Origin of the sequence: Dryocola clanedunensis subsp. sulfonylureivorans, from assembly GCF_016756775.1 — a bacterium.
Taxonomy (GTDB): domain Bacteria; phylum Pseudomonadota; class Gammaproteobacteria; order Enterobacterales; family Enterobacteriaceae; genus Dryocola; species Dryocola clanedunensis.
Window position 1 is genome coordinate 59188 of sequence record NZ_JAERMU010000006.1, and the last position, 14748, is coordinate 73935.

Annotated in this window: 13 protein-coding genes; 8 read left to right on the forward strand and 5 right to left on the reverse strand. The window is 57.8% G+C overall.

Annotated features, from left to right (window positions below; translation table 11 throughout):
- Positions 1 to 136 precede the first annotated feature (136 nt).
- From HYQ67_RS07485 to HYQ67_RS07495, 3 genes are all read left to right on the forward strand, one after another.
- Positions 137 to 2785, forward strand: a complete 2649-nt coding sequence (locus tag HYQ67_RS07485; protein WP_202302924.1) for a T6SS effector BTH_I2691 family protein — start codon at positions 137 to 139, stop codon at positions 2783 to 2785.
- Positions 2778 to 3866 carry a DUF6708 domain-containing protein gene (locus HYQ67_RS07490; protein ID WP_202302926.1) on the forward strand — a complete coding sequence of 363 codons (1089 nt, stop codon included), beginning with the start codon at positions 2778 to 2780 and terminating at the stop codon, positions 3864 to 3866. Before HYQ67_RS07485 ends, HYQ67_RS07490 begins: the two co-directional genes overlap by 8 nt.
- 119 nt (positions 3867 to 3985) lie before the next feature.
- Positions 3986 to 5074 carry a DUF6708 domain-containing protein gene (locus HYQ67_RS07495; RefSeq protein ID WP_202302928.1) on the forward strand — a complete coding sequence of 363 codons (1089 nt, stop codon included), beginning with the start codon at positions 3986 to 3988 and terminating at the stop codon, positions 5072 to 5074.
- 186 nt (positions 5075 to 5260) lie between these two features.
- Here HYQ67_RS07495 and HYQ67_RS07500 read toward each other — a convergent pair whose 3' ends face one another.
- Complete coding sequence (locus HYQ67_RS07500; RefSeq protein ID WP_202302930.1) at positions 5261 to 6730, reverse strand: amino acid permease; 1470 nt, start codon at positions 6728 to 6730, stop codon at positions 5261 to 5263.
- A 450-nt stretch (positions 6731 to 7180) separates the two neighbouring features.
- Between HYQ67_RS07500 and HYQ67_RS07505 the strand changes: the two genes are divergently transcribed.
- On the forward strand, positions 7181 to 7801 hold the full coding sequence (locus HYQ67_RS07505) for a response regulator transcription factor (RefSeq protein WP_202302932.1): 621 nt from the start codon (positions 7181 to 7183) through the stop codon (positions 7799 to 7801).
- Positions 7802 to 7982: 181 nt separating this feature from the next.
- Here HYQ67_RS07505 and HYQ67_RS07510 read toward each other — a convergent pair whose 3' ends face one another.
- Genes HYQ67_RS07510 through HYQ67_RS07525 form a run of 4 tightly spaced genes read right to left on the reverse strand, consistent with a single transcriptional unit; the run spans position 7983 to position 12776 of the window.
- Complete coding sequence (locus tag HYQ67_RS07510; protein WP_202302934.1) at positions 7983 to 8804, reverse strand: alpha/beta fold hydrolase; 822 nt, start codon at positions 8802 to 8804, stop codon at positions 7983 to 7985.
- Positions 8805 to 8855: 51 nt separating this feature from the next.
- Positions 8856 to 10484 carry an MFS transporter gene (locus tag HYQ67_RS07515; protein WP_202302936.1) on the reverse strand — a complete coding sequence of 543 codons (1629 nt, stop codon included), beginning with the start codon at positions 10482 to 10484 and terminating at the stop codon, positions 8856 to 8858.
- Positions 10468 to 10899 carry a DoxX family protein gene (locus HYQ67_RS07520; RefSeq protein ID WP_202302938.1) on the reverse strand — a complete coding sequence of 144 codons (432 nt, stop codon included), beginning with the start codon at positions 10897 to 10899 and terminating at the stop codon, positions 10468 to 10470. The genes HYQ67_RS07515 and HYQ67_RS07520 overlap by 17 nt, the downstream gene beginning before the upstream one ends.
- Positions 10900 to 10901: 2 nt before the next feature.
- A complete protein-coding gene (locus tag HYQ67_RS07525) occupies positions 10902 to 12776 on the reverse strand; it encodes an amidohydrolase (RefSeq protein ID WP_202302940.1) in 1875 nt (624 codons plus the stop codon).
- Positions 12777 to 13088: 312 nt separating this feature from the next.
- On the opposite strand from HYQ67_RS07525, the gene HYQ67_RS07530 reads away from it, so the two are divergent.
- The 4 genes from HYQ67_RS07530 to HYQ67_RS07545 are packed head-to-tail and all read left to right on the forward strand — an operon-like array spanning position 13089 to position 14730.
- Complete coding sequence (locus HYQ67_RS07530; RefSeq protein ID WP_202302942.1) at positions 13089 to 13775, forward strand: hydrolase; 687 nt, start codon at positions 13089 to 13091, stop codon at positions 13773 to 13775.
- Between the two features lie 53 nt (positions 13776 to 13828).
- Entirely contained in the window at positions 13829 to 14047 is a 219-nt protein-coding gene (locus tag HYQ67_RS07535; protein WP_202302944.1) for a DUF1427 family protein, read from the forward strand.
- 3 nt (positions 14048 to 14050) lie between these two features.
- Positions 14051 to 14326 carry a DUF1427 family protein gene (locus tag HYQ67_RS07540; protein ID WP_202303244.1) on the forward strand — a complete coding sequence of 92 codons (276 nt, stop codon included), beginning with the start codon at positions 14051 to 14053 and terminating at the stop codon, positions 14324 to 14326.
- 20 nt (positions 14327 to 14346) lie between these two features.
- A complete protein-coding gene (locus HYQ67_RS07545) occupies positions 14347 to 14730 on the forward strand; it encodes a response regulator (RefSeq protein ID WP_202302946.1) in 384 nt (127 codons plus the stop codon).
- The last annotated feature ends 18 nt before the right edge of the window (positions 14731 to 14748 follow it).

The window sequence follows — 14748 nt, forward strand, 5'->3', positions numbered from 1 at the left end:
CTTTGTATTCCTTTAAGGGAATTTTGGTTGCGGTCCGTACAGTGTATGATGGGAAAATAACCATCATAAAAACAGGGTGAAGGCTTTCCGGGCAGCCGGTTGGGTCTCCCTCTGACAGGAAAAGGAATCCTTCTTTATGAGCAACGAAAAGGGTTGCACATTCTGCCGGCGTTACGGTTTACCTGTTTTACCGGTTCGTCCGGCGATCATGGAAAAAGGCGACCGGCTACCGGTACTCCCCGGTAGCATCACTGTGCCGGTGGTGGCGGAAGGCGGAGCAGACTATACCGCCCGGCTGATGCGCCAGGGCTATCTGTATATTCTGGTAGAACGTTCACAGCGCTGGATTAACTATTACGCGACCGGCGACGGTTATTTTTACCCTCTGCCGGAAGATGGCAGCGTACCGCCACGCGTGGCAAACGGCGAGATGAAACCCTGTATCACCCAGCCGGCAGAGCTGGCCACCGCGTCGCTGGTGACGCTACCGGTGAAACCGGCGGGTATGCTGAACGGGGTGTACTGGTTTGCCTGGTCAGAAGAGCAGTGGACACCGGCGGTTCGCCAGCAGCATGAAGAGGCGACTTTCCGCCGCCGGTACATGCAGCCATTTGATATGGATGCGTGGCTTGCCAGCCACAGCGGACAGCAGGCGCTACCGTTCAGCCAGCTCAGCAGCGTGGCAGAGTACAGTCCAGGGCTGCGCAGCAGCACCCTTAAAAGCTGGACACCGTCTCCCCTCAAAACGGTCAACAGCCACTCCCCTACCGACCTGAAGCAGGCTGCCGATACCCTGAACGCCGATAACGGCGTGATTCTGGTGCTTTCTGATCCGGTCGGGGTAGCGACGGAGATTTCAGCGCTGGCACGTTACCAAATGCAGCAGGCCATTGCCACGAATCCGGCGCTTAGCCGGGGGATTGCGCTGCAGACCATGCTCGGCAGCGTTGAGCTGGCGATGCGTAATCATTTTTATCTGTCTGCAGAAACCGGCGATGCGCATGTTGAGCAGCAGATGCGCTACGGCTGGGACAGCCCGGCAGGACCGCATTTCCCGGCCCCGGTCGTGGCTGACCGGATGCACACGCTGAACGATGCAACCCGGGCCGACCGGGTGGATGAGGCGTGGCAGAGCGGCTATGAAAAATACATCGACCGGACACAGGAGCAGGCATTCAGCCAGACCCTGAAAGACTGGCTGACTGAGTACGATGACACTGTGGTGGTTCCCATTACTCGGATGTATCTGACCTGGATACAGGGTCCGGTGATGGCCGATTACTTTGTGCAGCATTTTGACCCGACCTGTGCGCACAGTGGCGGGCGCTATATCCAGGCAGTAGCAAAAGTGCTGGCGGGGATGAGTGACAAAGGAGGAGTAATTACCCACATCGACCGGCAGCTGAACCAGACCCCGCTGACCCCGGAGAACTTTCTGCAGCGGGCGGCGTTTTTTAATCACGATGCGTGGATAGCACAGGTGGAGGCGCAGCTGAAAACCGGCGGCCCGGACTGGTGGCTGGGGATGAGCTGGGATCGTCTGGCAGACGGGGCCAGGGAGTACAGCGGCAACTATGCCGGTGCCATCCTGACGGGGCTGGAAAAGCTCAGCCTGCTGTGGTCTGAGGCGATGATGAAATCGGTAGACCTGATGGTGAAAGGCACGCCGGTACGCTTTGCCATCGGGATACTGGCAATGCAGGGCAAGGCGTTCTCGGCAGTCAGTGTGCAGCCGGGGACGAAAAACTTTGTTGGGGCGATGACCCGCGGAATGGCCAGGATGCTGGAAATGAGCGGGAAAAGCGGCGGTCAGCTGTACAGCGCAATGCGTAAGCTGGCTGAGCGGCTGGTGAAAGACCTCCCGGAGAGCGCGGGTGGGCAGATACAGCTGCCGCGCATCCTGGATGTGACGGCGGCAAAAGCGCTGGCGGCACTGCCGGTCAAAGAACGGCTGGCGAAGCTCAGTACGGCGATGCTCACGGAGGATGAGCTGGCGCGGATGCTGTTCCCGACCTCACTGAATTCATCGGTGGCGAAGCTGAGCGGGATGAAACCCGGCACGCTGGCGACGGAGATGGCGGCGAAAGGCATGACGTTTGGCGGGACGGTGTTCTCGGCGTACTTCCAGTGGATGGTGCTGAGTTACGGTGTGAAAGAGAGCGGCCTGCCGGTTAAAGGGAAAGCGGCGACGGTGTTCGGGGCCAACGCCGGTATGGCAGTGGCCTCTACGGCGGAGGCGCTGAAGCTGGCGATGACGCCGCTGATGCGGCTGGCGCTGCCATCGGCCTTATCGGTAATCAGGAACGGTGCCATGACGGTTGTCAGTTCTCCTCTGTGGGGGATGGCCGGGTATGTCGGTGGATTGCTTTACGCCACGACTGAGGTGCTGAGTGGAAAGGAGGCGTTAGAAAACGGAAAAACAGATATCGGGATCGCGCATCTGATAAATGCCCTCGGTGTCGGGATGATGACCGTGGGGGGTAGCCGTAATATCACGGTCGCAATGCTTTCAATTATTCGAATCTCGCAAGCTACTCTGGTAGGTTCGGAACTGGCGGCGTTCTTCCTGGGGCCGGCGGGGGTATTTGTCGGAATGCTACTGGTTCTGGGTGCCGGAGCCTGGCTGCTAAGTCATACCCGGAACGATATACAGAACTGGCTGCTCAGTACGCAGTGGCGGCGGGTACCGTCGGGTGAGAGCGATATCCCGGCTATCTATCCGAATGAACGTATGGAAAAGGACGGCTATACGGCCCTGAACCCACAGAGAGGTACGCATGTTTAATCCCTTTAAACGGCTGCCTGCAGACCCGTCAAAACAGTTCGATAAAATGTTTCTCTTCCTCAGTGATAAGCGTATTTCCAGGATTTATTCGCAGAAAACGGGTGACCCGGATGTCAAAGGAATTTCCGGGTTCGACAGCGTGGTGCGGCTGAACTCGACCTATCTGGAGCTGGTTGATCGGAATTACAGATGGCGTGGAGGGTGGACGCTGGCCGGGGTAATCTTTTTTTGTCTGTCCTTGGGTTTGTTTTGCTATAACTCCATCGGAGTGATGCAGGTGCGGGAGGGGTACAATTTTGGTTTCTGGTTTGGAACCATTTTAATCTGGGCTATTACGTTGCCGGTCTCTTTACTCACATACCGAATGATGATCTCTGAGTTGTTTTTCAGTACCTATTATCCAATCCGCTTTAACCGTAAAAATAGGATGGTGTATGTATATCAGTCCGGAGGTGAAGTGTTATCCGTTCCGTGGCAGGACCTTCGCTTTGTTCTCTCTAGTGGGAAGATATTTACCTCCACTGAGTGGACTATTTTTGGTTGTCTTATAGCAGAGGACGGCGATACGGTTACGCAGGGATTTCCTCTTCCTGTAAATTTGAATCTGGGGGCGGAATCGCTGGATATGTTCTGGGAATTTATCCGTTGTTATATGGAAGAGAGGGATGAGTACCTCCCGGATCTGGTGGATACCATTCCCTGGTGCCCGCCGGTGGAAAAACAGAAGGAAGGCTGGTTGTTCGGGCTATTCTACCTCTACAAACAATATGTCTGGCAGGGATTGATTTTTAATCTGCCATTGTTTCCTTTGGTTTTTCTTATCAGTATTACACGCAGGCTGATTATGGCGACCAGTAAAATTCCTGTGTGGCCAGCGGAGGTGGTCGTGGCCTGTCAGCCGGCTGCAGACGATCCGGTCAACAAAGGGGCGGAACATAACCCCCCACAGGTCTGGCGACCAATGCTGGGGTTGCAGGGAAAAGCGCGCTATGCACAAAGCTTTGCAAGGGAACGCGGGGCAATGGACCGGATCGTTTCCCGGCTGAAAGAAAAATACGGCAGGCAGGAGAAAACGGGTTGAAGGAATTTTTGTCAGGATGCGGCGGATTCCGCCAGACGAAGAAGATATCCCGGCTATTTATCCGAATGAACACATGGAAAAGGACGGCTATATGGCCCTGAACGCACAGGGAGGTACGCATGTTTAATCTCTTTAAACGGCTGCCTGCAGATCCGTCAATACAGTTCGATAAAATGTTTCTCCTCCTCAGTGATAAGCGTATTTCCAGGATTTATTCGCAGAAAACGGGTGACCCGGATGTCAAAGGAATTTCCGGGTTCGACAGCGTGGTGCGGCTGAACTCGACCTATCTGGAGCTGGTTGATCGGAATTACAGATGGCGCGGTACATGGACGTTGGCCGGGGCTTTCTTTTTTTGTCTGGTATTTATTGGCACCTTTCTCTCATTGATAGTTCCCATGCTCTGGGAGGGCGGATATCCGCTTCAGACCTGGATATATTTGATTGTGATCTGGTGCTTAATATCACTTCCGCTCTCATGGGTAACATACCGAATTATGGCCTCTGAGGCATTTTTCAGTACCTACTATCCCATCCGCTTTAACCGTATAAACAGGATGGTGTATGTCTATCAGTCCGGTGGAACGGTGCTGTCCGTTCCATGGCGGGATATTCACTTTGTTCTGACCGGTGGAAAGGTATTCACAGCCACGGAATGGACCATTGTGGGCTGTATCACAGAGGATGATGGTGATGCAGTCATCGGGACATTTCCTCTTCCAATCAATTTAGACTGGGATCCCGAAGACCTGACCATGTACTGGGAGTTTATCCGCTGCTATATGGAAGAGAGGGATGAGTACCTCCCGGATCTGGTGGATACCATTCACTGGTGCCCGCCGGTGGAAAAACAGAAGGAAGGCTGGTTGTTCGGGCTATTCTACCTCTACAAACAATATGTCTGGCAGGGATTGATTTTTAATCTGCCATTGTTTCCTTTGGTTTTTCTTATCAGTATTACACGCAGGCTGGTGATGGCGACCAGTAAAATTCCGGTATGGCCGGCGGAGGTGGTCGCGGCCTGTCAGCCGGCTGCAGACGATCCGGTCAACAAAGGGGCGGAACATAACCCCCCGCAGGTCTGGCGGCCAATGCTGGGGCTGCAGGGAAAAGCGCGCTATGCACAAAGCTTTGCAAGGGAACGCGGGGCAATGGACCGGATCGTTTCCCGGCTGAAAGAAAAATACGGTAAGCCGGGGGAGCACTGACTGACGGTACACCCGATCAATAACCGAAAAGGATCTCTTTAAGTTCTTTTTTGTGTTGTGAAGGCTGAAGCCTTGAGCAACCACTTACGCCTGACTTTTCCGTAGGCCGGATAAGCGCAGCGCCATCCGGCACGACAGTCATCCAACATAAAAAACTAAGGGCGCGATAATCGCGCCCTTTTTGAACTACTTCTTAACGCTTGCCGGGAAGGTCATTTCGCTGTACTTCACGAAATGGGTGCCCTTAGCAATTTTGTAACCGAACCAGATGGCCAGGAACAGTGGGATACCGATATAGGTCGCCATCACACCGCCCCAGTCAATGGTATCAGCCAGGAACGCTTCGTAGTTCTGACCCAGCGTGATGATTAAACACAGCGCAAAGGCGAACATTGGTCCCAGCGGGAAGAACCCGGACACGTAAGGCAGATCTTTCAGATCGTAACCCTGCTTGATATAGCCACGACGGAAACGGTAGTGGCTGATAGCGATGCCCAGCCAGGCGATGAAGCCGGTCATCCCCGAGGTGTTAAGCAGCCACAGGTAAACGGTCTGGTTGCCGAACATGGAGGTCAGGAAGCACAGCGCGGCAATCACGGTGGTTGCATACAGCGCGTTGCGCGGTACGCCACCTTTAGAAAGCTTAGAGAAGATGCGCGGAGCTTTGCCATCGCACGCCAGGGTGTAAAGCATACGGGTAGAAGCATACATCCCGGAGTTACCCGCAGACAGCACGGCAGTCAGGATGACGGCGTTCATCACCGCCGCCGCAGACAGCAGGCCAGCATGCTGGAAGACCAGGGTGAACGGGCTAACGCCGATGTCTTTAACGTCGTTACGCAGCAGGCTCGGATCGGTATAAGGAATGATCAGGCTGACAATCAGGATGGCAAACACATAGAACAGCAGGATACGCCAGAACACCTGGCGCACCGCGCGAGGAATGTTCTTACCCGGATCTTCAGATTCACCGGCAGCAACGCCAATCAGCTCGGTACCCTGGAAGGAGAAGCCGACGATCATCGCCACGCCTATCATCGCCGAAAAGCCCCCCGCGAACGGCCCGTCGCCAATCGTCCAGTTGCTCCAGCCCGCAGGCTGCTCGCCTTTGAAAATGCCGAAGATCATCAGCACGCCAACCACGATAAAGATGATGACGGTGGTCACTTTAATCAGTGAGAACCAGTATTCCGCTTCGCCAAAACCTTTTACGGAGATGTAGTTCAGCAGGAACATGATGCCCAGGAACAGCGCGCTCCAGATCCAGCCCGGCGTGTCCGGGAACCAGTAGTTCATCACCAGCTGCGAGGCCACGAGGTCAACGGCGATGGTCACCGCCCAGTTGTACCAGTAGTTCCAGCCCAGCGCGAAGCCGAAGCCTTCTTCAACGTACTGCTGGCCGTAGGTGGCAAAGGAGCCGGAGACCGGCATATAGGCAGCCAGTTCGCCCAGGCTGGTCATCAGGAAGTAGACCATCAGGCCAATGAGCATGTAGGACAACAGCGCGCCGCCGGGGCCCGCCTGAGAAATGGTCGCCCCAGAGGCGACAAAAAGCCCCGTGCCGATGGAGCCGCCAATGGCGATCATCGTCAGGTGGCGCGCTTTTAGCTCACGACGTAAGCCAGGCGCTTGTGTGGTTTTATCTTGAGAAACCATAGAATATTGCGGTCCATCCAAAAAATGAGGCGAGATTGTAGCAAAACAACCCGCGACATATAGCGTAAATGACGGGTTATAAGAGAGCTTCATGATCGACGGCGGATTATAAGTAAAGCACTTATCGGTGGCTTTACCCGTGTTTCTGGCTATCTTTTAGACAGCGGCCTCGCGCGGCTTCAGGGCTGTCTTATTTTTGACATCCTTTCCTGCTTATTCTGAGCCCGGTGCAAAAAAGCGGATCGCAGCAAAGCCGCTGATATAACTTAGCAACGCCTGTTAATCCGATCGGATATATCCTGCTGATTTAGTTGGTAATGATAATTCTTATGTTATTATAATACATTCATGACATTAATCATTTCAGTCACCCCATGCGGTCAGACTGATTGATGCTGTGCCCGCAGTTTGCGCAGCAGCGCCTGCCAGGCCTGGCCACTGAGGAAGATTATGGACCACATCGTATATGTCGTTGATGATGACCAGTCGGTCAGGCAATCGATTGTCCGGCTGCTGGACTCGGCGGACTACAGCGCCGCTGATTTCGCCTCCGCCGACGCCTTTCTTGCCCACCCCTTCGCCGACCTGCCCGGCTGCGTGATTTTAGATATGCAGATGCCCGACAGGGACGGGCTTGAGGTAGTAGAGGCGCTGAAGGCCTGCGGGCGGGAAATGCCGATCATCTTTCTCACCGGCTACGGCACCATTCCCCTCTCGGTGCAGGCGATGAAAGCCGGAGCCTGTGAGTTTCTGACCAAGCCGGTCAACGCCGACGATCTACTCCGCGCGGTGCAGGAAGCGCTTACGCTGGCGGCGGAAAACTCGGATCGGCTGCGGGATTTCCACAGCCTTAAGCAGCGCCATCTGACCCTCACCCCGCGCGAACAGGAGGTGCTGGCGCTGACGATTCAGGGGCTGCTGAACAAGCAGATTGCCGCCGAGCTGGGGGTAAGCGAAATCACGGTGAAGGTCCATCGCCGCAGGGTGATGGATAAAATGCAGGTGCGTTCGCTGGCTGATTTAGTGCGCCACGCCGAACGCCTGAATATCAATAAAGCCAAAGCTTCCTGAGCTAAATCAGATTGATGACAAACATAAAACGTTTAACAAACGAATAGATCTCACCACGAAAATAAACAGGAAAATCAATTCATTGATTTTCGGCTGCTAATCACAAAGAAGGAAAAACCACGCTTTTTCCTTCTTTGTCAGCAAGCTAAGCAGGGCCTCGTGCGCCCTGCCCTCATTCTGATTAACGCGCCTGCAGGAAGGCCAGCAGATCCTGATTTAGCTGCTCCTGGTGCGTCACCGCGAAGCCGTGCGGCGCATTCTCGTACACCTTCAGCTCCGCTCCGCGAATCGCCTCGGCCGCCGCCCTGCCCGTCGTCTCGAACGGCACGATCTGATCGTGGCTGCCGTGGATCACCAGCGTCGGCACGTCTACTTTAGCCAGATCGTCGCGGAAGTCGGTTTCCGAGAACGCCGTGACGCAGTCAATCGTCCCCTTCAGGGAGGCCAGAAGCGCGATATTCAGCGTCTGGGTCAGCACGCCCTCGGACACCGTCTGGCCCGCGTTGGTGCCGTAAAACGGCGCGGCAAAGTCGCTGATAAACTGCGCGCGGTCTTTGCGTAACCCGTCGCGGATACCCTCGAACACCGAAAGGTCAACGCCGTTCGGGTTGGCGGCGCTTTTACCAAATACCGGCGTCACCGCCCCCAGCAGTACCAGGCCCGCAAGGCGCTCGTTGCCGTAGCGGCCGATATAGCGCGCCACGTCCCCGCCGCCCATGGAGAAGCCGACCAGCGTCACCTCTCGCAGATCGAGCTGGGTGATGAGGTCGTTAATATCAGACGCGAACGTATCGTAGTCATAGCCCGTCCACGGCTGCTCTGAACGACCAAAGCCACGGCGGTCGAAGGCGATAACGCGGTAGCCCCGCTCGGCCAGATAGTTAAGCTGGCTGTCCCACATATCCGCATCCAGCGGCCAGCCGTGGCTGAACAGCACCGGCTTTCCCGTTCCCCAGTCTTTGTAATAAATCTGCGTGCCGTCTTTGGTTTTGATGGTGCTCATGGTGTACCCCTATGTTGGTGTGTGTTGTGAACAGGTCGGCGCCCCGGCGAGTCAGGCCGGAGCCACCAGATAACGCACCACGGGACGAGCTTCGCCCTGGTGATAAAGCTGGACGCGGCGTTCAATTTTCCGGTCGTTCATGGTGTAGCGCTCTTCCTGGCGCAGGTGCTCAACCCACGAGCCGACCAGAAAGGTTTCGACGAAGATGCCCGGCTGCAGAATGTCCTCATACACCGACCAGCTCATCGCCCCGCCCCGCCGCCGCACGCGGCGCATATCCTGCATGCAGACCGTAAAGCCACGGGCGTCTTCCGGCCTGATGAGATATTCGTAGCTCACCATCACCGGACCGCGATCCAGGCGGACGTCCAGCTCGATTGCCGCCAGGCTGTCGCTGCTGGCCTCAAGATTAAGATCCGGGTCTTTATTCAGCCGCCAGCGAAGGACGGTGGCGCTGCCGAGCACCATGCCCAGGGCCGCCGCGCAAAGCGAAACCGAGATGCCGTAGTGGGAGGCGATCTGGCCCCACAGGGCGCTGCCCAGGGTCATCGACCCGAAGAAGACGGTGAGATAAACCGCCAGCGCGCGGGCCTTCACCCACTTAGCCGCGCTGCGCTGGGCGCCGAGGTTGAGCGTCGAGAGCACCGCAATCCAGGAAAATCCGGTAAAAAACTCGCAGGCGTTAAGCAGCCAGAAATGCCGCACGAAGGCCAGAGCGAGCATGGTGGCGGCAAACATCAGGCTTGCCAGCACCATCAGACGGTCAGGATTAAAATGCTTGCGCAAATGCGGCAGCATCACCGCGCCGAAAATCGCTCCCAGCCCGATAGAGGCCAGCATGATGCCGTAGCCGCCGGGGCCAAGGCCCAGCTCGCGGCGTGCAACCAGCGGCAACAGCGCCCAGCCCGCGCTGCCAAACAGGAAAAAGGCGACGGTGCGGGCCAGCACGTTACGCAACACCGGCGCGGCGTGAACGTAGCGCACCCCGGCGCGCACGGCGGAGAAAAAATTTTCCGCGGGCAGCCGCTGGACGGCGGGTTCGGTTTTCCAGCGGTACAGCACCCAGGCCACGCCCAGCACCGACACCGCGTTCAGGGCGAACACGACCCAGGCTCCGGCAAAAGAGAGGATCAGCCCGCCCAGCGCCGGGCCGATGGCGCGGCTGATGTTAATCCCCAGCGAGTTCAGCGCGATGGCCGCGCCCAAATCCTGTTTGCTCACCAGATCCGGCACAATCGCCTGAAAAGGCGGGGAGCTCATGGCCGCCCCGGTGCTCATCAGAAAGGCGGCGATCAGCAGTACGGCAGGCGTCACCAGCCCCGCCACCGACAGCAGCGTCAGCCCGACGGCGGCGATTAAGGTCCACAGCTGGGAAAACAGCAGGTATTTACGTCGGTCAACAATATCCGCCATCACCCCGGACGGCAGCGCGAAGAGAAACATTGGCAGGCTGCTGGCCGCCTGGATCATCGCCACGGACAGCGGGTCGGCGCTGAGCGTGAGCATCGTCCAGTTCATGCCCACATCGTTCATCCATGAACCGATGTTGGAGACTACCGTGGCTATCCACAGCATGCGGAACACCCGCTGGCGCAGCGGCTGCCAGGGGGAGCCGGTTGCTCCACCCGCCTCCTTCAGCGCCTCGGCGCTGACGTGGTGAACCTCATTTACCGTTGCCATACCGCCACTCCTGTCGTCTGTCCGCGCCAATACGCCAGCCTCCCGGTCCGGTTAGCGCAAGCGTGGTAAAGATGATCAGCAGCAGCCAGCCGAACTGCCCTTCGGCAACGCTCCAGCCGGGATGCACCACCAGCATCGCCACCAGCAGCACGGCGATGATCGGCAGGCAGGCCAGGCGCGCCCGGTAGCCGACGATAATAAACAGCGGGCAGATGACCTCGGCGAAGATGGCGGGCAGCAGGCTCATGTACGGCCCCATGCCAAAGGGATCCTCGATGCGCGTCAGCTCTTCGCTGAAGTGAAACACCTTCGGCAGCCCGTGCACGTAAAGCAGCAGCAGGCTCCCCGCCAGGCGCAGGAAGAACAGCCCCAGGTCGATCCGGGGCGGGAAAGAGACGTTCGATGAACTCTTCATGATTAAAACGCAAAGCAGCTGCAGCCGAGCGCGCCCCAGAATGCAGAATCATCCGCAACGGGTACGCCTGCGCCGCGGGCGAGATCGTGATTATGAGTATGCACGCCGCACGGGCCGGAACAGTGGTGCGCCTGAGGCATCATGCCAGCCCGGCTCGCCACAGGCGGCGCGGCGCGATAGTGCCCCGGGACGTTAACCACCGGCGACCACTCCGGCAGGACCGGAATCGACGGCGGCGACAGCGGCCCGAACGCGCCTGCGGCATAGACAATATTGCCGTCAACGACCGTCAGCACGGATTCGATGCCTTTGATCTCTTCTTCGCGGACGCGGAAATAGTCCTGGCTGAGCACCGCCATGTCCGCCAGCTGCCCTTTTTTGATCTGCCCTTTTTTGCCCTGTTCGCTGGAGAACCACGCGCTGCCCTGGGTCCAGAGCATCAGCGCGGTTTCGCGATCCAGCCGCGCGTTGACGTCATACATCTGCATGCCGCCGACGGTGCGGCCGGACACCAGCCAGTACAGCGCCGTCCACGGGTTATAGCTTGCTACGCGGGTAGCATCCGTTCCCAGCCCCACCGGCACGCCGGTTTCCAGCATGCGGGCAACCGGCGGCGTGTGGCGGGTCGCTTCGATACCGTAACGCTCGGCGAAATATTCGCCCTGGAAGGCCATGCGGTGCTGGACGGCAATCCCTCCGCCCAGCTCCTTAATACGGTCGATATTTTTCTGGGTGACGGTCTCGGCGTGGTCAAAGAACCAGTGCAGGCCGTTAAACGGAATATCGCGGTTAACCTTTTCAAACACGTCCAGCATGCGGCTGATGGATTCGTCGTAGGTGGCGTGCAGGCGGAACGGCCAGCGGTGTTCCACCAGATGGCGCACTACGCGCTCCAGCTCGTCCTCCATACCCGGCGCAAGATCCGGGCGTGGCTCGAGGAAATCTTCGAAGTCGGCGGCGGAAAAGACCAGCATCTCGCCCGCGCCGTTGTGGCGGAAGTAGTCGCTGCCCTGGCCTGGCGTCAGCATGTCGGTCCACTTTTCGAAATCTTCCAGCTCGTGGCCGGGGCGCTGGGTAAACAGGTTATAGGCGATGCGCAGGGTCATCTGCTTCTTCTGGTGAAGTTCGGCTATCACCTCGTAATCTTCCGGGTAGTTCTGGAAGCCGCCGCCCGCGTCGATGGCGCTGGTCAGCCCCAGGCGGTTCAGCTCGCGCATAAACTGGCGGGTGGAGTTAATCTGCTGCTCCAGCGGCAGCTTCGGCCCTTTGGCTAAGGTGGAGTAAAGGATCATCGCGTTAGGGCGGGCAATCAGCATCCCGGTCGGGTTGCCGTTGCCGTCGCGCTGGATTTCCCCGCCCGGCGGGTTAGGCGTGTCTTTGGTGTAGCCCACAACCTTCAGCGCCGCGCGGTTCAGCAGCGCACGGTCATAGAGATGCAGAATGAAAACGGGCGTCTCCGGCGCGGCCTCGTTAATTTCATCCAGCGTCGGCATGCGGCGTTCGGCAAACTGGAATTCCGTCCAGCCGCCCACCACGCGAACCCACTGCGGTGAAGGCGTGCGCAGCGCCTGCTCTTTCAGCATCCGCAGCGCGTCGGCCAGCGACGGCACGCCCTCCCAGCGCAGCTCAAGGTTGTAATTCAGGCCGCCGCGAATCAGGTGCAGGTGCGAATCGTTAAGCCCCGGAATGGCCGCGTGCCCCTTCAGGTCGACTACCTTCGTCCCTTCGTCGTGGTGCTGCATCACCTCGGCGGTGGTGCCCACTTCAATGAACTTTCCGTCGCGGATCGCCACCGCTTCCGCCAGCGGGTTTTCGCGGTCGACGGTGTGAAACTGCCCGTTAACCAGAATTAAATCAGCTTTGCCCAGCGCAACCATACATCCTCCACTCTCAGGTTTCCGGTTCGGGCAGCCGCCCTCCCGGAGAAGAATACGGGCCGCAACGGGCCACGTGAATGGAGGTGAGTATGTGAATGAGGGTCAGAAAAGACTAGTTATACAAAGGGATAGTTATACCAAAGTATAGTTATACCTGAGGATAGTTATACCATCAGATAATAGTTTTACCCGGCTGGCCGACCTACCATTCAGCCCGTCGATAGCCTTCATTCCCGGCGGCTGTCCCGGCTGTCGCTGCGCCAGAAGCGCGGCGGTTTTGATACCTTTAACCTCTTACCAACGGGTAATTTTATGACAACCTCTAAGCTTGAAGTCCTCACGCCTGCCAACTGTCAGATGATTTTTATCGATCAGCAGCCCCAGATGGCCTTTGGCGTGCAGTCCATCGACCGCCAGGTGCTGAAAAACAACACCGTCGCCCTGGCGAAGGCCGCTAAGGTCTTTAATATTCCGACGATTATTACCACCGTTGAAACCGAGAGCTTCTCGGGCAATACCTATCCCGAGCTGCTGGACGTGTTCCCCGGCAAGGATATCCTTGAGCGCACCTCAATGAACTCCTGGGACGACCAGAAGGTCCGCGACGCGCTGGCGGCAAACGGCAAGAAGAAAGTCGTGGTTTCCGGCCTGTGGACGGAAGTGTGCAACAACAGCTTCGCCCTGTGCGCCATGCTGGAAGGCGACTATGAAATTTACATGGTGGCGGACGCCTCCGGCGGCACCTCCAAAGAAGCCCATGATTACGCTATGCAGCGCATGATCCAGGCCGGCGTGATCCCGGTAACCTGGCAGCAGGTGATGCTGGAGTGGCAGCGCGACTGGGCGCACAAAGAGACCTACAACGCCGTGATGGACATCGTTCGCGAACACTCCGGCGCTTACGGTATGGGCGTTGATTATGCCTATACCATGGTGCACAAAGCCCCTTCCCGCCAGAAGAGTGAGCACACCACTCTCGCTGCGGTAGCCGCGCGCTAATCCGCTCCGCTGACCGGCAGCAAACCGGTCAGCCTGCCCTGTGGAGAATTAAGATGAGTGCAGGACTGCTGTCCCTGTTCGCGGGCGTAGTGATTGGCCTGCTGTACGCCCTGCTGAAGGTCCGTTCACCGGCTCCGCCCGCCGTCGCGCTGGTGGGCCTGCTGGGCATGCTGGCCGGTGAGCATCTGACTTCCGAAATGCTCAGACCGGTACAGACGGCGGCGCAGCATAACTGTCAGCTGCCGTCCGCTACCTGCGCCGAAAAGAGGTAAATGATGAAGACATGGCTTGTTTCTCTGGCCGTTGGCCTGCTGGCCGGCGCGCTTTACGCCGCGGCGGATATTCATTCACCGGCACCGCCGGTTATCGCCCTGCTCGGCTTATTCGGCATGCTGGTTGGGGAGCAAATTATCCCGATAGCCCGCAGGCTTTTCAGCCGCCAGCCGCTGACCCTCGCCTGGTTCCGCCACGAATGCGTGCCCAAAATCAGCGGCACCCCGCCGCCCGCAGTCGCCACGTCAGACGCCGAGGGCCGCAAGCTCCAGCGATGACCGGTGAGAGGAATGACCCGATGACGCTGCCGCAGCGTATTGCCATTGTCGATGACGAACCTTCCGTACGCAGCGGGTTGAGCAATCTGCTGCGCTCCGACGGCTATTCAACGGTCTGCTTTGCCTCCGCCGAGGCGCTGCTGGCCGATCCCGGCGCGCTGACGGACGCCGCGCTGCTCGTGATTGATATCAAGCTAAAAGGCATGAGCGGCTTCGAACTCTTCAACCATATAAAAAATCACGCCGCCTCCGCTGCGCCGGTCATTTTTATCTCCGGCCACGGCGACGAGCAGATGCAGCGGTACGCGCTTGATCGGGGCGCCGCTGCTTTTTTACGTAAGCCCATCGACATTGAGCAGCTGCTGAACCATATTCAGAACGAGCTAAGATCCGGTAAAACATAATAAGAACGCATCGCGTGA